This window comes from Candidatus Aenigmatarchaeota archaeon (assembly GCA_016932615.1).
GTDB lineage: Archaea > Aenigmatarchaeota > Aenigmatarchaeia > QMZS01 > QMZS01 > JAFGCN01.
On the sequence record JAFGCN010000022.1, the window covers coordinates 1 to 19,024 of the forward strand.

General features: G+C 46.4%; 24 protein-coding genes and 1 tRNA gene. 16 read left to right on the forward strand and 9 right to left on the reverse strand.

Features of this window, described 5'->3' with window-relative positions; genetic code table 11:
- Positions 1–253 precede the first annotated feature (253 nt).
- Entirely contained in the window at positions 254–679 is a 426-nt protein-coding gene (locus JW727_05230) for a hypothetical protein (GenBank protein ID MBN2095425.1), read from the reverse strand.
- Positions 680–706: 27 nt separating this feature from the next.
- Here JW727_05230 and gatD point away from each other — a divergent pair, with 27 nt between their 5' ends.
- Both gatD and JW727_05240 read left to right on the forward strand, forming a co-directional pair.
- Positions 707–1,993: a Glu-tRNA(Gln) amidotransferase subunit GatD gene (gene gatD / locus JW727_05235; GenBank protein MBN2095426.1), complete on the forward strand. Its 1,287-nt coding sequence runs from the start codon at positions 707–709 to the stop codon at positions 1,991–1,993.
- Between the two features lie 20 nt (positions 1,994–2,013).
- Entirely contained in the window at positions 2,014–2,943 is a 930-nt protein-coding gene (locus tag JW727_05240) for a DUF1749 domain-containing protein (protein MBN2095427.1), read from the forward strand.
- A 41-nt stretch (positions 2,944–2,984) separates the two neighbouring features.
- Here JW727_05240 and JW727_05245 read toward each other — a convergent pair whose 3' ends face one another.
- On the reverse strand, positions 2,985–4,019 hold the full coding sequence (locus JW727_05245; protein ID MBN2095428.1) for a mechanosensitive ion channel family protein: 1,035 nt from the start codon (positions 4,017–4,019) through the stop codon (positions 2,985–2,987).
- Positions 4,020–4,146: 127 nt separating this feature from the next.
- Between JW727_05245 and JW727_05250 the strand changes: the two genes are divergently transcribed.
- The 3 genes from JW727_05250 (at position 4,147) to JW727_05260 (ending at position 5,385) form a co-directional block, all read left to right on the forward strand.
- A tRNA-Arg gene (locus tag JW727_05250) sits at positions 4,147–4,310 on the forward strand.
- Positions 4,311–4,339: 29 nt separating this feature from the next.
- Positions 4,340–4,771, forward strand: a complete 432-nt coding sequence (locus JW727_05255; GenBank protein ID MBN2095429.1) for a GNAT family N-acetyltransferase — start codon at positions 4,340–4,342, stop codon at positions 4,769–4,771.
- Positions 4,772–4,833: 62 nt separating this feature from the next.
- Complete coding sequence (locus JW727_05260; protein ID MBN2095430.1) at positions 4,834–5,385, forward strand: hypothetical protein; 552 nt, start codon at positions 4,834–4,836, stop codon at positions 5,383–5,385.
- Here JW727_05260 and JW727_05265 read toward each other — a convergent pair.
- A complete protein-coding gene (locus tag JW727_05265) occupies positions 5,333–6,163 on the reverse strand; it encodes a hypothetical protein (GenBank protein ID MBN2095431.1) in 831 nt (276 codons plus the stop codon). The genes JW727_05260 and JW727_05265 overlap by 53 nt on opposite strands.
- Positions 6,164–6,352: 189 nt before the next feature.
- Here JW727_05265 and JW727_05270 point away from each other — a divergent pair, with 189 nt between their 5' ends.
- Entirely contained in the window at positions 6,353–7,270 is a 918-nt protein-coding gene (locus JW727_05270) for a pelota family protein (GenBank protein ID MBN2095432.1), read from the forward strand.
- Here JW727_05270 and JW727_05275 read toward each other — a convergent pair whose 3' ends face one another.
- Positions 7,271–8,206, reverse strand: a complete 936-nt coding sequence (locus JW727_05275; GenBank protein MBN2095433.1) for a tRNA-dihydrouridine synthase family protein — start codon at positions 8,204–8,206, stop codon at positions 7,271–7,273.
- On the opposite strand from JW727_05275, the gene JW727_05280 reads away from it, so the two are divergent.
- On the forward strand, positions 8,163–8,513 hold the full coding sequence (locus JW727_05280) for a PQ-loop repeat-containing protein (GenBank protein ID MBN2095434.1): 351 nt from the start codon (positions 8,163–8,165) through the stop codon (positions 8,511–8,513). The genes JW727_05275 and JW727_05280 overlap by 44 nt on opposite strands.
- A 114-nt stretch (positions 8,514–8,627) precedes the next feature.
- Here JW727_05280 and ftsZ read toward each other — a convergent pair whose 3' ends face one another.
- A complete protein-coding gene (ftsZ, locus tag JW727_05285) occupies positions 8,628–9,809 on the reverse strand; it encodes a cell division protein FtsZ (protein MBN2095435.1) in 1,182 nt (393 codons plus the stop codon).
- Between the two features lie 306 nt (positions 9,810–10,115).
- Here ftsZ and JW727_05290 point away from each other — a divergent pair, with 306 nt between their 5' ends.
- Positions 10,116–10,481 carry a hypothetical protein gene (locus JW727_05290; GenBank protein MBN2095436.1) on the forward strand — a complete coding sequence of 122 codons (366 nt, stop codon included), beginning with the start codon at positions 10,116–10,118 and terminating at the stop codon, positions 10,479–10,481.
- 10 nt (positions 10,482–10,491) lie between these two features.
- On the opposite strand, the gene JW727_05295 is transcribed toward JW727_05290, so the two are convergent.
- Positions 10,492–10,857: a metallopeptidase gene (locus JW727_05295; protein ID MBN2095437.1), complete on the reverse strand. Its 366-nt coding sequence runs from the start codon at positions 10,855–10,857 to the stop codon at positions 10,492–10,494.
- Positions 10,858–10,883: 26 nt separating this feature from the next.
- On the opposite strand from JW727_05295, the gene JW727_05300 reads away from it, so the two are divergent.
- Positions 10,884–11,477, forward strand: coding sequence for an HAD family phosphatase (locus JW727_05300; GenBank protein ID MBN2095438.1), 594 nt, complete (start codon positions 10,884–10,886; stop codon positions 11,475–11,477).
- On the opposite strand, the gene JW727_05305 is transcribed toward JW727_05300, so the two are convergent.
- Positions 11,463–12,101: a hypothetical protein gene (locus tag JW727_05305; GenBank protein ID MBN2095439.1), complete on the reverse strand. Its 639-nt coding sequence runs from the start codon at positions 12,099–12,101 to the stop codon at positions 11,463–11,465. The genes JW727_05300 and JW727_05305 overlap by 15 nt on opposite strands.
- A 3-nt stretch (positions 12,102–12,104) precedes the next feature.
- Positions 12,105–12,701 (reverse strand): DUF2179 domain-containing protein, encoded by a 597-nt coding sequence (locus JW727_05310; protein MBN2095440.1) that lies wholly within the window; start codon positions 12,699–12,701, stop codon positions 12,105–12,107.
- A 32-nt stretch (positions 12,702–12,733) separates the two neighbouring features.
- Here JW727_05310 and JW727_05315 point away from each other — a divergent pair, with 32 nt between their 5' ends.
- The 3 genes from JW727_05315 to JW727_05325 are packed head-to-tail and all read left to right on the forward strand — an operon-like array spanning position 12,734 to position 14,959.
- Positions 12,734–12,946, forward strand: coding sequence for a PspC domain-containing protein (locus JW727_05315; protein MBN2095441.1), 213 nt, complete (start codon positions 12,734–12,736; stop codon positions 12,944–12,946).
- Position 12,947: 1 nt separating this feature from the next.
- A complete protein-coding gene (locus JW727_05320) occupies positions 12,948–14,249 on the forward strand; it encodes an amidohydrolase (GenBank protein MBN2095442.1) in 1,302 nt (433 codons plus the stop codon).
- On the forward strand, positions 14,246–14,959 hold the full coding sequence (locus JW727_05325) for a hypothetical protein (protein ID MBN2095443.1): 714 nt from the start codon (positions 14,246–14,248) through the stop codon (positions 14,957–14,959). The genes JW727_05320 and JW727_05325 overlap by 4 nt, the downstream gene beginning before the upstream one ends.
- On the opposite strand, the gene JW727_05330 is transcribed toward JW727_05325, so the two are convergent.
- Complete coding sequence (locus JW727_05330) at positions 14,956–16,167, reverse strand: geranylgeranyl reductase family protein (protein ID MBN2095444.1); 1,212 nt, start codon at positions 16,165–16,167, stop codon at positions 14,956–14,958. The two genes, JW727_05325 and JW727_05330, sit on opposite strands and share 4 nt — an antisense overlap.
- A gap of 65 nt (positions 16,168–16,232) precedes the next feature.
- On the opposite strand from JW727_05330, the gene JW727_05335 reads away from it, so the two are divergent.
- The 4 genes from JW727_05335 to JW727_05350 all read left to right on the forward strand — a co-directional run.
- Complete coding sequence (locus tag JW727_05335; GenBank protein MBN2095445.1) at positions 16,233–17,300, forward strand: hypothetical protein; 1,068 nt, start codon at positions 16,233–16,235, stop codon at positions 17,298–17,300.
- A 45-nt stretch (positions 17,301–17,345) separates the two neighbouring features.
- Positions 17,346–17,960 (forward strand): diphthine--ammonia ligase, encoded by a 615-nt coding sequence (locus tag JW727_05340; protein MBN2095446.1) that lies wholly within the window; start codon positions 17,346–17,348, stop codon positions 17,958–17,960.
- A 23-nt stretch (positions 17,961–17,983) separates the two neighbouring features.
- On the forward strand, positions 17,984–18,451 hold the full coding sequence (locus JW727_05345) for a hypothetical protein (protein ID MBN2095447.1): 468 nt from the start codon (positions 17,984–17,986) through the stop codon (positions 18,449–18,451).
- A 123-nt stretch (positions 18,452–18,574) separates the two neighbouring features.
- Positions 18,575–19,024, forward strand: a 450-nt coding sequence (locus tag JW727_05350) for a hypothetical protein (protein MBN2095448.1), incomplete at its 3' end; no start/stop codon positions are given.

Genomic DNA, 19,024 nt, shown 5'->3' on the forward strand with positions numbered 1-19,024 from the left:
CAGTAAAAAAGAAGCCCGTGGCAAAGAAAGTGGCGGCAGTCAGGTCAAAGGTTGCTAAGAAAACTTCCGCAGCAAAAAAAACAGTTAAGAAAGTTGTTAAAAAAGCAGTTAAAAGAAAGTAAATCGTTTTCTTTTTTTGAGATTTTTATTTCATTCTTGTTTACCATAAGGCATGCAAGCCCGTATCGAAAGTGCAGATGGATGGCCATTGCTAAAGAGGTGAAAAATCAATTACAAAAACAAAATCCTGCTACTAAGAGCAGGAACAAGTGCCTTCAGCAGTGACCGTACAACTCTTTGTTGAATCAAAGCAGGTGCATGTAGCAGAAGTGCCCGTGCCCCGGATTGTGCAGTCAAAACTGCTGCTGCTCTGGCAAACCGCACAAACCTTAACGCAAGCGTTATTATCAAGCGGGCTTATCCCCATCTGGTTGCATATATCCCTAAGAGACACCTGCTGGTTTCCAACTCTTGCCGTAGCATCTCCTACCTTGCTGGAATCGCAGTTATAAACTGTGCTTAGTATGGAACAGGCCTCACTGGATGCAGTCTGAAGCTGCGTCTTGTCTATATTCTTTCCGGCGCCTGAAAAGAAGGCCGCCATCATAAGGAGGACAAAGATCGCAAGCGCTATCACTATTACAGAATTCACTGGCAATTCAACACCCTTGAACTTCATAATTAAACCAACTATTTATATTTACTAATGGAAAGGCCAAAAGAAGGGGATTTAGTCATAATCGAGAAAAATGGCCAGAAATGGGAAGGCCAGGTACTGCCTGGGCAAGGCCCAGCCATAACGCTGAAGCTTAAAAGCGGCTACAACGTGGGCCTTGAGCTGGACAAGGGCACAAAAGTCACTAAAACCGGGGAAGTCGAAACGGTAAGACACAAACCCGTCGGATTCAAGCAGGAGTTTGACAAAAATAAGCCCCTCGTCTCCATTCTTTCGGCAGGAGGGACTATTGCCTCCTCAATTGACTATTCTACCGGCGCAATATCCGCCACATACTCTGCCGATGACCTTGTAAGGTCAGTCCCGGAAATCTCAAACTTTGCAAACATCCGGACAGGAAAAATCTTTGACGAAATGAGCGAAAACCTGTCCCCCAGCGACTGGAGAACCATTGCCCGGTCCGTTTTCGAAGAAATACGCCAGAAGGAAATCGCCGGCGCAATCGTCACTCACGGAACGGACACACTCTCGTTTACCTCATCAGCCCTCTCATTTATGCTAAGAAACCTCAATAAGCCAGTAATTCTGACCTATGCCCAAAAAAGCTCAGACCGGGGCTCAACTGACTCCGCAATGAACCTTATATGCTCAGCAGTTGCAGCAACTACCGACATCGCAGAAGTGGTCACCGTCGGCCACGGCACAATAAGCGACGATTTCTGCCTCATAAACCGGGGAAACAAGGTCCGAAAGATGCATTCATCCCAGAGAAACACGTTCAGGCCGATAAATACCCTTCCTATTGCAAAGGCCTGGCCTGACGGAAAAGTTGAATTCGTGGGAAATTACAAAAAGAAAAGCATGGCTGAAGGAGAGCCCTACCTTGCAGACAAACTGGAAGAAAAGGTGGCAATCATCAAATTCTACCCCGGGCTTGACCCTGCAATTATCGACTGGTACATAGACCGGAAGTACAAAGGGATTATCATCGAGGGAACCGGCCTGGGCCACGTGGCAATGGAGAAAAGGGGAAGTCTGCTTCCTTCAATCGAAAGGGCGCTTGAATCAAAAATAATCGTCGGAATGACCACCCAGACCATATACGGGAGCGTAAACGCTTACGTTTACTCTAACCTCAGGCGCCTGTCTGAACGTGGAGTAGTCTATCTCATGGATATGACAACAGAAGCGGCATATGCAAAACTTATGTGGGTTTTGGGCCAGACTCAAAATGAAAAGGAGGCAAAAGAGATGATGCTTAAAAATATTGCCGGAGAATTCAACCCGCGCCTGCAGCCGGAGCTTTTCCTCTACTAAGGGCATACCTGAATAAGTTTATGAAAAGCCAAAAATACACCCTAAACCTAACCGAATTCCGATGTTCTGACGGAGTCATCCTCCCAGGGCTTTTGTATGAGCCAAAGAGGAAAACCAAAAAGGCAGCAATATATCTTCACGGAAACGGCAGTTCCTCAGTTTTTTACTCGGTAGCAAGAATGAATATTCTTGCTGAAGAACTTGCTAAAATAAACATTGCTTTCTTTCCCTTCAACAACCGGGGCGCCCAGTACCTCCATAAAAACACTGTCAAAGGAAATCCTGAAATGAAAGAAATAAAATCAGGCACCGCTTACGAGCTGATAGATGATTGCATAAAAGATATTGAGGGGGCAATAAAAAAACTCATCGGACGGGGCTACACGGAAATTTATCTGATTGGGCTCTCAACAGGGGCAAACAAAATTGTAGTCTACAACCTGCATCGGCCAAAAAACAAAGTGAAGGGCTACATTCTCCTGAGCGGAGGTGATGATACGGGAATCTACTATTCACAGCTAGGAAGAAAAAAATTCTGCGCGCTTCTCGAAAAATGCAAAAAGAAAATCGGGGAAGGCAGAGGAGAAAGGTTGATTGGCACGGGCCTGAGCGAGATTCCCATGTCCTACAATTCAATCTTTGACACGATCAACCCAGACGGAAATTACAACACATTCCCCTTCTATGAGCAGATGAGTGGGCTAAAACTCTCCAAGAAACAACTGTTTGTGGAATTTGGGGCGATAAAAAAGCCAATGCTTATTGTATACGGAGAAAAGGACGAGTACTGCTACGGAAACGCAACTCTGTGCGCCGGCATTCTGCTTGAAAAATCAGGAAACCCAAAAAAACACACGCTCAATATCATAAGAAACGCTGACCACGGCTTTCGGGGAAAAGAAAAAGAGCTCTCAAACATAATCTGCAGATGGCTTAGCGCTCAAAAATAAGCTTAAGCTCAAAAAGAGGAACGAAAAAAACCTGGCCAAAATCAGGCAAGCCCAATTTTCCTCTTGTCGAGTTCCCTTTTGATTGAAAGGTTAATCTCGTGCTGAACCGCCGTAAAGTCCTTGAATTTCGGGGACTTTATGAGGTAAGAGACTTCAAAGGTGGCAGAAACGCCCTTTATTGCCTTCAGGTAAGCCCTCTCGAACTCCACAAGCTTCATCTTCTCCATAAGCGCCTCAAGAATCTTTGGAAAATCAGCGAGCTGTTTTTCTGAGGTCTTGTAGGCAACCGAAAGGTCGAATATCACCCTTCGGCTTTCCATCTTCTTGTAATTTCTCACACGGCTATTTGTAAGGTCCCTGTTCGAGACGATAAGCTCATCACCCTGGAGAGTTTCTATCCTTGTCGATTTTAGCCCAATCCTTTTCACAATGCCCATGTCATTTCCAATCGCTATATGGTCACCAACACGGAAGGGCTTGTCAAAAGATATCGTAAAGAAGGCAAATATGTCCGCCAAGATGTTCTGCATGGCAAAGGCAATCGCAATTCCGCCGATTCCAAGACCGGCAAGTACTGCCGAAACCTCATAGCCCCTGTTTTGAAGAAACAACAAAACAGCGATTATCCAGATAAAGACTTTAATAATCCGCCCAAAAAGGTCCGCAATCGAGGAGTCAAAGTCCTTGTCCTCTGCCATCTCCCGCCGGACATATTTCTGCAAGCTGTAGTCAATTACCTTGCTCACGCTCTGGACAGCGTAGTAGATTACAACCAGAGCAACCAGATAGCCAAAAATAGTGTCGGCAATCTCCGGAAGAGCCACAAATTGAAATGCAACGTAAAGGGAAAGCATCAAGTAAAACGGCCAGCCAAGAGATTCAAGGATGCTGACTGCAAAATCATCAATGTCTGTTCGTGTCCTCTTAGAAAGCCCCTTGAGCCGCCTGACGATAACCAGCTCAAAAAACTTCAGAAACAGCCAGGTAAAGAGAAATGCCAGGATGGCAAGGCCATACTCTGCATAAATCTCCCCTGCGCCCAAGCTATATGCCCAAACCGAAAGGTAGTCCTCCATAAGTGTAGCTAAGAAGAGGTAAAAATAGGCAAATATGGGTAAATTAGCCGCAAAAAGGCAAATTCGCCAAAAATAGCTCATTTTACGCAGCGTTCGGCTTTTCTTTTTTTAAAGAGACCCTTCTTATGGACCCGTAGCTCAGGTTGGATAGAGCGTTTGCCTCCTATGAAGCTTTTCTTTGCAAAAGAAAAGCTTCAGGACCAAAAGAAAGCAGATTCCGCTTCGCGAATAAGCTTTTGGAGGGTTTTTGGAGCAAGCAAAAGGTCGGCGGTTCAAATCCGCTCGGGTCCGCAGTTTAATTATAGCTCTCCAAGAAAGTTATGGTGCCCCGTCTACCCAAAACGAGACCTGCCAAGACCTCAGATTATGATTTCATACGTACTCTGACCAAGGAGACACTATTTCCCTACATCTCAAAATACCACAAGATTGACAAAAAAGTGTTTGACAAAGGATTCAGAGAACGACTGAAGAGCCTTCAGATTCTGCTTGAAGAAGAAACGCCCATTGGAACGCTTCAGCTTTCAGAAAATGGAAGCGACCTGGAAGTGGTTGAGATTCTGATAAGCCCAATGTACCAGAAGAAGGGCCTTGGAAAGCAGATAATGTCCTACCTTGAAACGCTCGGCTACGAAAAGATATGCCTTGAAGTCTGGGACAACAACCCAGCAATTGATTTTTACAGGACGTTGGGCTACAAGGAGGTCGGCAGCAAGAAGCACAAAATCTTTATGGAAAAGAGAATAGACTAAGTATGAAATACCCAACCGCAGCAAGCTACGGGGCCTAACTATTAACTTTAAACCCACCAATTATGGCTGAAAAAGCAAGCTTCGAGGAACTCTGGAATTCTGCCAGAAAGTCCATCTTCCGGCTCGAAAAGCTCCCCGCCTATAGCATACCTGAAGAAAAGCCCTCGATAGAATCCTGGAGGGCAGGAAAGCCCCAGGAAGATTCCGAAGATGAAAAATGGCTTGGCTTGCTGGACGCTGCAAAGCAAAAGGGCGTAAAAGTCCAGAGGGTGCGGCTATTCTCCTTACCGCTTTCCGAATACCTGAGGTATGAAATTGCCATCTGGCAGCTATCCTCCAAGCGGCGCGAGGAAATACATTTTCTAAGCCAGGAAGAGTACCAAAAAATCTCCCGGATTGCGGGAATCAGCCCTGGCGACTTCTGGCTGTTCGACGATACCCTTCTGTGGGTGATTGAGTACAACGGAGAGGGAGGATTCCTTGGAGGCACGCCTGTAACAGAAACCGAAACTGCCAGAAGATGCGCAGCACTCAAATCAAAGTGCTTGGAAAAGTCTATTCCTATAAATGCCTTTTTGAAAACCCTACCGGCACATTGCCTGCCGGGGAATTGAATATCTCCAGCAACTCCTCGTGAAGAGATGCGCTTCTCGAAACAAGCATTGTCTGTTTAATGCCTTCCTCCCAGACAATCGGCTTTCCTTCAAGAGTCGAAAGCTTTGCTCCCGCCCTTTGGGCGATAATTGCACCGGCAAACTCGGAAAGCCGGGAAGGCAGTATCTCAAAGCAGGCATCATACTGCCCTAAAGAAATCTTTGCAGACTGAAGCATCTGCCCATAATTGAACATCCTATACTTCGTGGGCAGGTTTCGCATTTTGTCAAGAAAGGCCTCAAGGCGGGGACCGCCTGCAGCCCACCCTGCAACAACATACCTGCCCTCAATCATCTCAGGAAGCGCCATTTTCTCCCCATTCACATACGCATATTTCTCGTCGCAATGGTAAATGTCGCCTGTCGCAAGGTCGCCTACAAAGGAATAGCGCGGCACTCCGCCACTAGCTACAAACAGTCCAACCGCGCAAAAAGAAAGGTCCCCTCTCATGAAATTAATCGTGCCGTCAAGCGGATCAGTAAAAACCTTGTCAGGACCTCCGCCGTTTATCCTAATGGCCCCGTCTGCCTCCTCAGAAATCAGGTCACTGGAAATTCCAGAGGTCTGTAGGGTGTTCAGAATAACCCCATGTGACACCAAATCCGCATCTGTATGAGGATTGAAACCGGTATCGAGGGTCTTTACCTGCTTAAGCTTTCTCAAAGCATCCATCGCCTGCCCGACACAGCGAAGCCCAATTTCGGTCCAGTCCGCCTTCAAAACAATAGCCCTAGGCATGGTACCCAACACCAATTAATCTGCAGCTAACATGAAAAAGACCTGCCAAAATACTCAGAAAATCAGATGCAAACATCTGATCCCTACTAAACACCATAACCATAAACGCATCCTCCAATATATAAAGAATGACTTGCACAAGATTCAGGTCAACAATCCGCTACTTCTCAATAAGTCCAGTGCAATATTATGAGAATCATCGAAAAAGATAAAGAGGGCGTGTCGCTTGTGCCTGAAACGCTTAATGACTTGTGGTACCTCTACACCGTGCTTGAAAAAAGGGTTGTCTGGACCAAGACAATGAGAACCAAAACGGTATGCAAAGGCGGGGAGGTCCTAAAGGGCAGCAAGAAGCCATGCTACCTGGGAATATTGGTGGAAAAACTTCGCTGGGAGGAAACAAAGCTCCGGGCTACAGGGACAATCACTGAAGGAGAAGAAAGAAACAAGCACCACTCTATAGATATAGAGCTTAACGAAAAGCTAAAAGTCATCGGAGAGCTTGAAAAAATACCGGGAAAGGAAAAGCGGGAGATTACCGCCTGCGTGGTAGACAAAAAAATTGCGGTTTTTGGGGCAATATCGGGAAGGCACGCAAATGCAATAGATGAAATCCGTTCAGGAGGGAGGGAAGAAGAGTTTTATAAGGAGGTTGCAGGAAAGCTGCGCCGCATGAATCCAAATTACCTGATTGTCGCAGGGCCTGATAAGTCCAAGGACAGAGTCCTGCAGCTTTTGGACAGAAAAGACAGCATTTTTCATGACCAGACTTCATCCAGAGGGATTGAGGGGATTGAGGAGCTTGCAAGAAGAGAACTTGTAAAGAGGATTTTCAACCTGATGAGAGAGGAAGCGGAGAGGAAAAAAGTCTTGGAGATCTTAGCAGAAGTCAAGAAAAATCCGGAAAAGGCAAAGTATGGCCATGATACAGAAAAGGAAACCGAAAGAATAAAGGAAATCATAGTGGTAAGTTCCTTGGTCGAAAAATATGAAAACGCGATGAATGAGATGGAAAAAAATGGCGCAAAAGTCACGATTATCGATGCGGAAAAAGATTATGCAAGTGAGCTAAGAAAATTCGAGGCGGTGGGATTGCTTTACTGGTGATTAAAAATTCTCCACATGATCCAGAACTTCAGATAAACTCTCCGAAGACAATATTTTTACCCTAAGATCCTTTGATCCATTGAAACCCCTGAAAAACCAGGTGGCCTGAAGCCGGAGCCGCACAAGATCGCCAAGGATTTCTGTGCCTTTCAGCTTATCCAGGTATTTGGCAAATAATTTTTTTTGGTATTCTTTTCCCTCCCTCTCAAGCAGTTCCCCTGTCCGAAAATAATGGCAAAAGCTCTTGAATATTGCCGGGTTTCCCATCGCAGCCCGCCCAACCATAAGCCCATCAGCGTAAGTTCCAAGATACCTGTCGATATCCTCTTCGGACTTTATATCTCCATTTCCAATAATCAAAATGCCTGACTGCTCATAAAGAGCCTTTATGGCCTGCCAGTCCGCCCTCCCAGAATACTTCTGCTCAGCAGTCCTTGCATGCAGGGTTATTGCTTCGGCTCCTGCCTGCTCGATTTCCCTTGCTATATCCAGGTAGTTCTTCTGCTTGTACCCAAGGCGAATCTTCGCAGTCACAGGAGCCCCAGACATTTTGACGGCAGCAGACACTATTTTGCCAACACTTCCCGGGTCTTTTAGAAGCACGGAGCCGCAGTTCCTGCTTGTCAGTGTATAAGCAGGGCAGCCAAAGTTTATGTCAATTATATCTGCTTCGTCCCGTATGGCTTCTACTGCCTTTGAAAAGCTTTCCGAAACCGAGCCAAAGAGCTGGATGCAGTTTATCCTGAGGTTCCTTCTTTCATAAAGAGATCTTGGCACCTTCCCCCTCGCCAATCCCTCAACTGGCATAAGCTCCGAGCAGGTGTACGAGGCGCCCATCTCCTCGCAAAGTTCCCTGAATGCGATATCGGTAACTCCCGCCATTGGGGCAAGAATGAAGGGGTTCTTCCGGAGTTGCTTTTTCAAGTTCAGCGCCATAACAACTATTGGCAGATTATACGCCCTTAAGCTTTCTAAATACCCTTCTAGCTTCCTCTGGAAGCTTAACCGTAAAGACCAATGCAAGGTTATATATGGTCTGGAAATTATCGGCTACCTCGGCGGATTTCTCATTGCAATAGCATTAGCCCCTCAGCTGATAAAAACCTGGAAAACTAAGTCTGCAAGGGACATTTCTCTCCTCTGGACGAGCATCTCACTCACTGGGCTTATCCTGTACGGCGTATATGCCGCGCTAAACGGAGTTTATCCCCTTCTAACCTTTGCTGTGATAGAGGCAGCATGATTCTGGTGCTGATTGCGCTAAAGATAAGATACGATTCGGCAAAAAGCCACACCACAAGCAAGGAGAGCGCTCACGCTGAAAAAGAACAAAAAAAGTAAAACCAAAAAAAGAAAATTATCTGAAAACCTCTATGCCTAAGCTGGCGGATGACTCGGTCTGCACTTCTCCGGGCTTTCTCTGTTCCATTGGGCCAAGGATGTATGGAGACTTAACACCTGTGACTATGGTGATTACCTGGATTTTGCCTTCCATCTCATCCAGGATCCTTGCTCCCCAAATGGTCTGCGCTTCCTGAGACATGTGCTTTGTGACCGTCTGTCCGACTTCGTTTACTTCCTCCAGCTTCAAGTCAGGGCCGCCGATGATTTGTATCAGGGCGCCTGTTGCTCCGGCATAGTCGACATTTAGCAATGGATGGCTTAGTGCCTGTTTTACTGCTTCCTTTGCCTTGTCTGAAGAGTTTGCGAGGCCGATTCCAATAGTGGAAACGCCTCCAGACCTCATGATGGTCCTTACATCTGCGTAGTCCAGGTTAACAAGAGACGGCTGGGATATTGTTTCGGTAACTCCCTTTACCATCTGCGATATTACCTGGTCGCACAGCTTGAAGGATTCCCTCAAAGGCCTGTTTCCGGCAAACTCCAAAAGCCGCTGGTTCTCTATGACGATTACGGTGTCCGATGCCTGCCTGAGATTGTAGAGCGCGTCCTCTGCCTTCCCCATCCTTGCGCCTTCTATCTGGAAAGGAAGTGTCGCTGTCGCGATGACGACTGCTCCCTGCTCTTTGGCAATTTTTGCTACAACTGGCGCGGAGCCGCTTCCTGTACCGCCGCCAAGGCCAGTAACTATGAAGACGAGGTTTGCCCCTTTGAGCAGTTCCCTCACTTCATTTTTGCTTTCCTCGGCTGCTTTTGCGCCAACGTTCGGCTCTCCTCCAGCGCCAAGCCCTTTTGTAAGGTCTTTCCCGATAAGGATTTTCTTGTGCGCCTTTGTCATGACGAGGTGAGCGGCATCTGTGTTCAATGCCACGGTTTGAGCCCCTAGGATTCCCAGTTCGGTCAAACTGCTGATGACATTTGAGCCCATGCCGCCACAGCCAACGACATATATCTTCGGTGTGTAGCTTTCGATTCCAAATTCGCTCTTCATCTCTGCTGCCAGGTCCTTGATGTTGACGCTTTCCTTATTGTAGATTTTCTTTTCGTCGCTCGTTATTGCCCCGGCTCTCTCTTCGCTTTTCTTCTGTGCCTTATTGTCCACCGCAAACGCGGATTCGAATAGATCTTGTATGGTCATTTTGTCTTACCTATAGCTTGTATATAATAGCCACTCAACTATATAGATTCCTCTACCGAAAAGAATATATAGTTTTATGACACTATATACTTATTGAACTTACGAAATTCCCCAATTTCGACACTAAAATCAAAAAGCAGTTCCCCAACTGCTTTTTAACACCCTAAACTAAACTTGTATTTTGTACTATAAATTTATTTGTGGAATCTGACAAATACTTAGAAAGGCATACTTTTCATAATATACTTACCGAGACAACTATTCCCCGCATAAACCCTAGAGAAAACAAATAAAGGCAAATAGATTATGCTGGAGCTGGTAAAATTGAAGAGCGCGCTATTCTTTATAGCGGTTACTTTCTCGAATCCCTTCGTCCCGGACTTTGGAACCCAGTTTGTGCTGGCACTCATAATCGGGCTCGTCCTGCCCTGCTACATTGTAAAGCCCCTCTATGATTTTATAGTATCTATTCCCCCCGTAAAAGATTTCGAGAAGAAACTTGCCGGGCACAGGCACGTAAGAAAGCTCCTTAAATCAAAACATAGCCGCCTGAAGTATGTAATTCCGCGCATCCTTGCCGGGTACATCGTGACTTACATAATAGCCCTCCTCTGCGGAATACTGTGGCTCATACTTGAGTTTGGAGGCCAGGTGTACCCTGCAATCGCCTGAAAAACAAGTGCTAACTGAAATATTTCCGGTAGAGTTTCTCAACATTTGCCTCGCAGACAAAATCATGGTGGCGAAAGCCGCCGCCAAAGCACTTGGGGATATGCATAAGCTCGTGTATCACAGTCTTTATCTTCTCCTCCTCGCTTAAGCGGTCAAAGCGCTCAGACACAACCTCAACAACATAGTGGGACTTCAGCTTGAAGGCCTTCTGCCAAACCTTGGAAAGGCCATAGCAGCGCGCAATCGCGCGCGAAGTCGAGCCGTATGACCTCAGAAATCCGATTCTTTTGAAGTCCAGGTGGCTCATGCCGATTCTTTCCGCAACAAACCTTGCGGTCTTTTCTATGTCTGGAGCAGTCTCGTACCTAATGCCCATACCTATAGAGGGTTATAAATAGGATTATGATAAAAGGCGTCTTCTTCGATGTTGGGGGAGTTCTCCAGAAAGGGGAAATCGAAATCTTCTACAAGGCGCTTTGCGAAAAGCTGGGCCTGCACTATGAGAGGTTCATGGACTTGCACAGCCGGCACAAAAAAGACCTGATGGCGGGGAAAATGCAGGTAAGCGGTTTTGCCAAAGAAGCTGAAAAAGAGTTTGGCATTGACTGCCAGTACCCTTGCCTATGGAAAGAGGTCTTTCTGGAGGCGCTTCCAATAAACGCAGACACTCTGGAAATCGCAAGGCGCCTTTCCAAAAAGTTCATTGTCGGAATCATATCGAACGCGATGGACGAGTATGAAATGATAAACTCAGAAAGAGAGCTCTATAAGGGATTCAATCCAGTGATTCTCTCCTGCAGATGCGGCTTCTTCAAGCCCCAAAAGGAAATTTTCGAGCTTGCGCTGAAAGCAGCGGGCCTGAATGCCGAAGAGTGCGTTTTCATCGATGACAGGGAAAAGCTTCTGGAGACTCCAAAAGAAATGGGCTTTAAGACGATATTATTTAAGGATTCGACCCAACTGGAAAGTGAGCTGAAAGACCTAAACCTTATCTAACAACCCATTGAATTGGCCATATGTTGGCCTGAACCCATAAATCTTTGCAAAAAGCTCTTCAAAAGTCTTTGGAGAAGCCACTCCACTAAGGCCCTTGAGTAACTGAAGTATCTTCCTTCGGCCATACTTCTTGAGCAGTAGTTCAACGGCGAAACCCGATTCTGCATATACCTCCTCGTTGTGAAGCGTATAATATTTAAGGAAAGACTTGAATTTTAAAGGCCTTGGCCTTGTGATATTCTGCCCTGCAAGATACATGGCAAGCCCCTCACTTAGCCAAAACGGATAAAGCATTTCTTTTCCGGATACTACCCGACAGAACACATGAGTCAACTCGTGTTTAACTAGAGCGCGATAGTGCTCTTTGGAGTATTCGTGCGTACTATTCTTCGCATAGTTTTCGTGATCCAAAACATAGATATCTCTTCCAGGAGCAAGGCCAACAGACCAACCGGGGGTCTTCCTGCCAAAGATTAGATCAAATCCCCTTCTGTCAGGAACAACCAAAACATTTGGGCGGTTCTTTGTCCACTTAATTCCAAAGAATAACTCAAGCTCCTTCATCGAAGACTCAAAACTCCCTTCCAAAAACTTATCCCTTCTTGGTTTTATGTCAAAGAGCATAACTTACTTACCTTTCCGATAAAACCCAAACCTGAGATACCTCCTCCGGTGGTGCTTTAATGGCTTTGCCTTCTCTTCCTTTGCAAACCTGACTTCCTCTATCGAATAGAAGGCATCGGGATTGTGCTTCTTTACGATGGATATAACTTTTCCGACCTGGGAGCGCTCCAGAACCATAAAGATGGACTTGACTTTCCCGTCGCGCCCTTCGGCATCGTTTGAAGTAAAAAGCATCCCCGCGTCATCGAACTCATTCATGATTTTATTAACGTTCCTCTTTGCGACGATATTGAGCCGCACCTTCCCTATGGAAACCCTCTCCTCGATTACCATGCCCGCGTAAGTTCCCGCGGCAAAGCCCGCCCCATAAGCGAGGTAGCAGAGAGGGTTTGCCAGGTTGTCCATTATCTTGGTTATGGCAAGAAGCCAGATTATGACCTCAAAAAAACCGATAAGGGGCGCGATGTATTTATAGCCCTTGGAGATAAATATCACACGGACGGTGCCCATGCTGACATCAACAATCCTTGCAAGAAATATCAGGATGGGAAGCACAATATAGCTGAAGAAGTCCGGGCTGGCCACAAACCCCCATGCCATAAAATACCAATAAAAATTAGAATATGATTCTTATGGCAAAAGACATAAAGCGGCTTTACAGGTCAGGAAACGAAAGGATACTCTTCGGAGTGTGCGGAGGGATTGCAGAATACCTTGACGTAGACCCGGTAATAATACGGCTTCTCCTGGTCCTTTTGACCCTTGCTTCCTTTGGGGCAGGGCTTGTGTTCTACCTTATTGCGGCGCTCATAATACCAAGAAACCCCAAGCACAAGTGGAAGTAGAATGCTTCTCAAAAACTGCTCGGCAGTGCTTACCCAGGATGAACGGAGGACCGTACTGAAAGGCGCAGATATTCTTATAAGGGACAGCAGAATTGAGAAAGTTTCCAAAAACATCGACTCCTCAGAAAGCGAGTGCGAGAAAATTGACTGCAGGGGCAAGATTGTCATGCCTTCGTTTGTAAATGCCCACACCCACCTGCCGATGGTGCTCCTCCGTGGGTACAGGGATGACCTCACGCTAAACGAGTGGCTTTCTGAAGTCTGGAAAGCTGAGGCAAAAATGAAGGAGGAAGACTATTACGCGGGGGCAAAGTTCGGTCTCCTCGAAATGATTCGCTCCGGAACTTCAGCGTACCTTGACATGTACTTTGGAAGCGAGCAGATACTGAAGGCAAGCGAAAAAGCCGGGCTGAGAGGATACCTGGGCCACCCCCTGATGGATTTTGGAGACTCTGAAAAGAAGGAGGGAACCCTGAAAGAAGCCAAAAAATCCGTCAAAAAAATCCTTGAATCCAATGGGCTCTGCCGACCGGTGATTTCGCCGCACTCAGTCTACACCTGCTCAAAAGAGCTGCTTCTGGAAGCAAAAAAATTCGCGGAAAGCAAAAACCTTCTCTATACAACTCACCTGTCGGAAACCCGAAAGGAAGTGTACGATTGCCACAGGAAATATGGAAAAAGGCCGGCAGAATTTCTCGAAGAGCTTGGCGTCATAGACAATACATTCGTGGGCTTTCACTCCGCCTGGCTGACCAAAGGTGAAATTTCGATGCTTGCGGGGAAAAAAGCGTCTGTTGTCAGTTGCCCTGCTTCGAACATGAAGCTTGCAACCGGAGGGGCTTTCCCTTACAGGGAGTTCAGGGAGGCGGGAGTCACAGTAGGAATCGGAACTGACGGGGCCTGCTCGAACAACTCTCTCAATATGCTGGGGGAAATGAAAGCCATGTGCCTCATGCAGAAGTGGCTGCGCTGGAACGCATCCGAAATGGCGGCCCAAAGCGCCCTTGACATGGCAACCCTTGGCGGGGCAAAAATCCTGGGGCTTAACTCCGGCAGCATTGGGGCAGGAAAAAACGCAGACCTGCTCCTGCTCGATAAAAGCCACTACTCCCTGCTGCCCGGAACAGACCTTGTTTCAAACATCGTGTACTCCGCTTCAAGGGAAGCAATATCCGGCCTTATTGTAAACGGCCAATTCCTTATGCAGGAAAAGCAGATTCTTACGCTTGATGAGGAAGCTATCAAGGAGGGCTTCATGAAATCATCAGAGCGGCTCCTGCAGGGCGGGGCACTAAAAGAATGATTGAGAATGAAGTTTACTGGCATTTGTCTATTTTCGTGATTGGCATAGTGCTGGCATACCTATTCTACCTGAAGGAAAAGAAGAGAAGCGCTGACTTGGAAAAGGCCTCTTCCATGCTTGGGCTTTCCTATAAGCGATATCTTCCCAACCGGGGATTTGGACCATTTTCAGGAATATTGCAAAACTATGCGCCGGTAAAAGCAGAAGTTCTCCTTCCGGAAACGCAAATTGCAAAAGCCGGAAAGTGGAAAAGGGTCACAAACCTCCTGGAGGGGGAAAGAAATGGAAGGCACTGGCAGATTTTTGACTACGCTTATACACTGGCCTTCGGGAAAAAGGTGCACCGGCAAACTACATATGTTTCAAGACTGCATAAATCAATCCCTGCCTTCAGTGTCAGGCCGGAAGGGATTTTCGACAAAATTGGGGACGCTTTTAAGAAAAATGATATAGACCTTCCCGACAGTCCGGGTTTTTCCAAAAAATATTACCTGCAGGGAGAAAACAAGGAAGAAGTAAAAAAACTCTTCAGCCCGGAACTTACCAGCATCCTTGAAAAATCAAAAGAAAAGTTCGTAATAGAGTCTGACGGAAAAAAGATTGTTCTGTTCGTCCCGGAAAAGCTTACCCGCCCCAATGAACTGTTATCGGAATTTGAAAGGGCTTCGAGAATTTTCAACATTTTCGACCCCAAAAGAACAGATTTTTAGGAAAAAAGAAGCTTAAGGTAGAAAAGCGGCGACATTGCCTGGTTTTTCGCGCTGTCACTTACCATCATGTCCGCAAGAACCTTTCTAAGCTCCTTATTTGAGGATGCCTTGGAAAGGAAAAGATTCAGCAAAAACTTGTGGCTTGACACCTTCTGAATCAAATACAGGGACTTAAACTCCTCATCCATAATCTCAGCGATTTTTTTCTCGTAAGCCGAAAGGAATTCCTCACTTGTGTCGCCCGCCTTTAGGGCAGCGTCTATGACTTCTGCTGCAGCTTTCCCCGAACGCATGGCATTTCCAAATCCCTCACCGCTGAAAGGGTCGGCAAGGGACGCAGCATCTCCGACCAGAATCCAGCCAGGGCCATGGTTCTTGACTCTCTTTGATCCCTGGGGAATTATCCAGCCCTCGGTCTTTCCCACCTGCTTTGCATTCTTAAAGCGCTTCCTAATGCCTTCGGACGCGATTGCCTTTTCCATCATCTGGTTCAAGGAAAGCCCTCTCTTTGAAATCTCCGAGGAAACAAGCCCCAGGCCCACGTTAGCAAGCCCGCCAGGCATTGGAAATATCCAGAAATACCCGGGAAACACGCCGTCAATAAAATAAATCTCTATCGTGTCAGACAGGCCGGTGACTCCCTTGAAATAGCCCCTTATGGAGCCGCACCTGTGCTTAGGGTCAAGCTGAAGCGAACCGACGCTTCTTGCGACAACCGAGTTTGCCCCATCAGCCCCGACAACTACCTTTGCCCGGAATTCCTTTTTGCGCCCCTTAGCGTCCCTGCCTTTTACGCCAACAACAGAGCCATTATCATAGATTAACTCCTCGACACCAAAGCCCTCGATGACAGTTGCCTCTTTTTTGGCTGCAGAAAACAGCACCCCGTCATTTTTTTTACGCTTTATGACGTACCCTGCGCAGCCAATCTTCTCGTCTTTTGCGTAAGGCATAATTATCCTCTTTCCGTTAGGCGCCGAAAGAAGCAGGCGATTTACTACAACATGCGGCTGGCGCTTTGTCTTTGAAAGCAGCCCCAACTCATCGATAACCACAAGACCCCTTGCGCTGCAGGCATCACCGCAAACCTTATCCCGTGGAAACTTCGCCTTGTCTAAAAGAAGAACTTTATGCCCTTTGCGGGACAGCATAAGTGAAACAGTCGATCCGGAAGGCCCTCCTCCGACAACAATTGCATCAAAGGCCATACTAAACTTAATTCAAAACCAATTTAAACCCCAAAACCCTTTTTAAAAACGAGCCAGATAAGATTATGCAACCCAGTGCCATCAAGAAAATCTGGAAGCTTAACACAAGGATTATAAACCCGGGGGGCTGGTTTTGGTGGTTCTGGCTGTTTTTTATTGATAACCCCAAAAACCCGGAAAAGCCCGGGCAACTGATGATTCTCTGGTCCATAAAAAAGGATAAGCTTATCTACTGCAATAACCTCCCAATCACCTATGACACAAGCCACCAGGACAAAAAGAAGAGGAGTTTTTGCGGAACTGTGGCTGCCTGGTATTTTGATGGAAATAAGATGCATGACGACTACCTTCTTGAAAACTGCCCCTTCACACTTGACGAAGGCAAGCTTGTGCTAAAGGCAGAAGGAAAGACCAATTCTTCCTTTCTGTTCAAGGACGGAAAATTCATAGTGGATATAGAGCGGGGAGGAAAGAAAATGCACTTTGTAGCAAAAGAATCAAAGAAAGCCCCGCTTCTTGTCGGCGACAACGTAGCAAACTTTTTCGGTGGAAGCATGAGCGTTCACTCTATGTATATGAACCACCTGTCCCTTGGGGGGAGCATAGGGGGTAGAAAAATAAGCGGAAGCGCCTATTTCCAGAAGATTCTTGTAAATGCGCCTCCTCCCTGCTGGTACTGGGGAATCTTCCAATACAAGGACGGAAGCCACCTCAAATACTTCAACACTTACGCAGGCCGGGCTATTCTAAAGGACAACCTCATAGACCCCCAGCTAAAAACGCCTTCTGCATCGATAACACAGGACCTAAATTTCTTTGACGCAAAAAGGGGCTTAAGCGAGCACTTCAAAAATCTGACGATTGTACCTAAAAGATCGGGAAAAAACTGGGTGCATGAAATAATCGGGGAAAATGAAGAATATACAATTGAAGTTCTTGCAAAGACCTACTCCCACTCCTGCTGGCACTTCAGGAAAAATGTGTCCTTTTTGCCGTTAATGTCTAACTTCAAGTATAATGAATATCCCGCAATGATTCAGAAGGTGAAGCTGAAAAACAAGAAAACGAGGGAGGAATTACTGTACGGGAAAGCCGTAGGAAACATAGAGCAGGCATGGGGGCTTTTGCTATAAGCCAGTGCTTTTGGGGATTAAAGGCAAATTTCGCTTATTAAGATTATGAAACTCCTTTCCCTTATTTCCAGCGGAAAAGACTCCTGGTACGCCTACTACCTTATGCTCCAGCAGGGCTTTGACATACCTGTAGCCGTGACATTTATCCCCAAAAACCCGGAGAGCTATATGCTCCAGCACCCTTTTGCGGAGAAAACTCCTCTCCAAATCAAGAATATGAAAAGCCCGCCCCGGCATGTCTTATTTAACGTTTCTGGCGTCAAAGAAAAGGAAGTAGAAGAGATGAAAAGCCACCTGGAGAAACTAGTCAAAGCCGAAAAAATCGAAGGGATTATATCCGGAGCCCTTGCAAGCGAGTACCAGAAGCAAAGACTGGACTTAATCTGCGAGGAGCTTGGAGTGGTTTCCTATGCGCCCCTCTGGCACAAGGATCAGGAACGCTACCTCCAGGAAGTTGTGCTGGAAGCGGGCTTTGAATTCCTCATTGCAGACACCTGCGCCGAAGGAATTGAAAAATGGAAGGGCCGGATGATAAACCCGGAAAACCTGGGCCACTTCATAAAAGACCTCAGAAAGGCACGTGCAAACATCAGTGGGGAAGGCGGAGAGTACGAAACATTTGTCACAAAATCTCCTTTTTTTGAGATGTCCAAAGTATAGTAAATATAGCTAAGGATATTATTATGGACTTAAAGGACATCAAGCCAATTCCAATCGACAAGGTTGCAAAAGGGCTTTCGCTGAGCGACCGGCTGAGGTACGGGCTCATCTATGTGCGGCTTTCAGGCGAAAATGTAAGGGAGATGAAGATCATCCTGAAGACCGAGGCAAGAAAGATAATGAATGAGCTTGGAGAGCCAAAATTGAGCATATTCCGGGACATGGAGGCCTATCTTGACAAGTACATCGACGGGCTTTCGAAAAAAGACACCTTCAAAATCTATATGGCCTACCTTGAGGCAAAAGAGGCGATAGGTGTAGCGCAGGAAAACTATGCAAAGTTCGAATTCATCATAAAGCTCTATCAAACCTACCGCAAAAAAGGATGGCCAAAGCTTCCAAGGAAAGTCGAAGCCATCAAGAAAAAAGCCGTAAAGCAGACAAAGAAGATAAAGAAAGTTGTCAAGAAAGCCAGGAAGAAAAAAAGATAATCCATTTTTTACATTTTTAGGTGTTGTTTGCTGGCTTAGCGTAAGCAATAGCGGCTTTAGAAACAGACCCGCCACTATCAAAGAAGTCCCTAAAACGCTTAATTATATTCTCCTGCTTATTTTATGCCTGAACCGTCCAGGATTGTCGAAATCTACATGATTGGCTATGGGGTTAACGGCAAATGGGCATTTCAGGAGATTGTAAAGCTTTGCAAAACCAATGATTTTATCATATTCCGGGGGCTTGCCGAGATAAATCCCGACACAAGAAGGCAGGCAGCAGCCGAAGCTGAAGCCCATGGAATTAACCTCCAGATTTTTGACCACACGCTCGATATGTACCAGAGCGCGTCACTTTCGAAAAATCTCATAATGGTATATGACTGCGGCCCCTCCCAGCTCCACTATTCCCACCTGATAAAATCAGCCCACTTCGGCTTCTGGCATTTTACTGAAAAGCCGCCTGCGATAAAGAGGCATGACTTCGAAAAGGAAGCGGAGTACACAAAGTGGTACTGTGATGTGCTTGAAGAGGAAAACGAAGCGGTCCTTACGGCCATGGAGTACCTGGTC

Excerpts from the sequence above, each read along its gene's own strand:
- JW727_05230 (MBN2095425.1), bottom strand. The coding sequence starts at position 679 with ATGAAGTTCAAGGGTGTTGAATTGCCAGTGAATTCTGTAATAGTGATA.
- gatD (MBN2095426.1), top strand. The coding sequence starts at position 707 with ATGGAAAGGCCAAAAGAAGGGGATTTAGTCATAATCGAGAAAAATGGC.
- JW727_05240 (MBN2095427.1), top strand. The coding sequence starts at position 2,014 with ATGAAAAGCCAAAAATACACCCTAAACCTAACCGAATTCCGATGTTCT.
- JW727_05245 (MBN2095428.1), bottom strand. The coding sequence starts at position 4,019 with ATGGAGGACTACCTTTCGGTTTGGGCATATAGCTTGGGCGCAGGGGAG.
- JW727_05255 (MBN2095429.1), top strand. The coding sequence starts at position 4,340 with ATGGTGCCCCGTCTACCCAAAACGAGACCTGCCAAGACCTCAGATTAT.
- JW727_05260 (MBN2095430.1), top strand. The coding sequence starts at position 4,834 with ATGGCTGAAAAAGCAAGCTTCGAGGAACTCTGGAATTCTGCCAGAAAG.
- JW727_05265 (MBN2095431.1), bottom strand. The coding sequence starts at position 6,163 with ATGCCTAGGGCTATTGTTTTGAAGGCGGACTGGACCGAAATTGGGCTT.
- JW727_05270 (MBN2095432.1), top strand. The coding sequence starts at position 6,353 with ATGAGAATCATCGAAAAAGATAAAGAGGGCGTGTCGCTTGTGCCTGAA.
- JW727_05280 (MBN2095434.1), top strand. The coding sequence starts at position 8,163 with ATGAAGGGGTTCTTCCGGAGTTGCTTTTTCAAGTTCAGCGCCATAACA.
- JW727_05275 (MBN2095433.1), bottom strand. The coding sequence starts at position 8,206 with ATGGCGCTGAACTTGAAAAAGCAACTCCGGAAGAACCCCTTCATTCTT.
- ftsZ (MBN2095435.1), bottom strand. The coding sequence starts at position 9,809 with ATGACCATACAAGATCTATTCGAATCCGCGTTTGCGGTGGACAATAAG.
- JW727_05290 (MBN2095436.1), top strand. The coding sequence starts at position 10,116 with ATGCTGGAGCTGGTAAAATTGAAGAGCGCGCTATTCTTTATAGCGGTT.
- JW727_05295 (MBN2095437.1), bottom strand. The coding sequence starts at position 10,857 with ATGGGCATTAGGTACGAGACTGCTCCAGACATAGAAAAGACCGCAAGG.
- JW727_05300 (MBN2095438.1), top strand. The coding sequence starts at position 10,884 with ATGATAAAAGGCGTCTTCTTCGATGTTGGGGGAGTTCTCCAGAAAGGG.
- JW727_05305 (MBN2095439.1), bottom strand. The coding sequence starts at position 12,101 with ATGCTCTTTGACATAAAACCAAGAAGGGATAAGTTTTTGGAAGGGAGT.
- JW727_05310 (MBN2095440.1), bottom strand. The coding sequence starts at position 12,701 with ATGGCATGGGGGTTTGTGGCCAGCCCGGACTTCTTCAGCTATATTGTG.
- JW727_05315 (MBN2095441.1), top strand. The coding sequence starts at position 12,734 with ATGGCAAAAGACATAAAGCGGCTTTACAGGTCAGGAAACGAAAGGATA.
- JW727_05320 (MBN2095442.1), top strand. The coding sequence starts at position 12,948 with ATGCTTCTCAAAAACTGCTCGGCAGTGCTTACCCAGGATGAACGGAGG.
- JW727_05325 (MBN2095443.1), top strand. The coding sequence starts at position 14,246 with ATGATTGAGAATGAAGTTTACTGGCATTTGTCTATTTTCGTGATTGGC.
- JW727_05330 (MBN2095444.1), bottom strand. The coding sequence starts at position 16,167 with ATGGCCTTTGATGCAATTGTTGTCGGAGGAGGGCCTTCCGGATCGACT.
- JW727_05335 (MBN2095445.1), top strand. The coding sequence starts at position 16,233 with ATGCAACCCAGTGCCATCAAGAAAATCTGGAAGCTTAACACAAGGATT.
- JW727_05340 (MBN2095446.1), top strand. The coding sequence starts at position 17,346 with ATGAAACTCCTTTCCCTTATTTCCAGCGGAAAAGACTCCTGGTACGCC.
- JW727_05345 (MBN2095447.1), top strand. The coding sequence starts at position 17,984 with ATGGACTTAAAGGACATCAAGCCAATTCCAATCGACAAGGTTGCAAAA.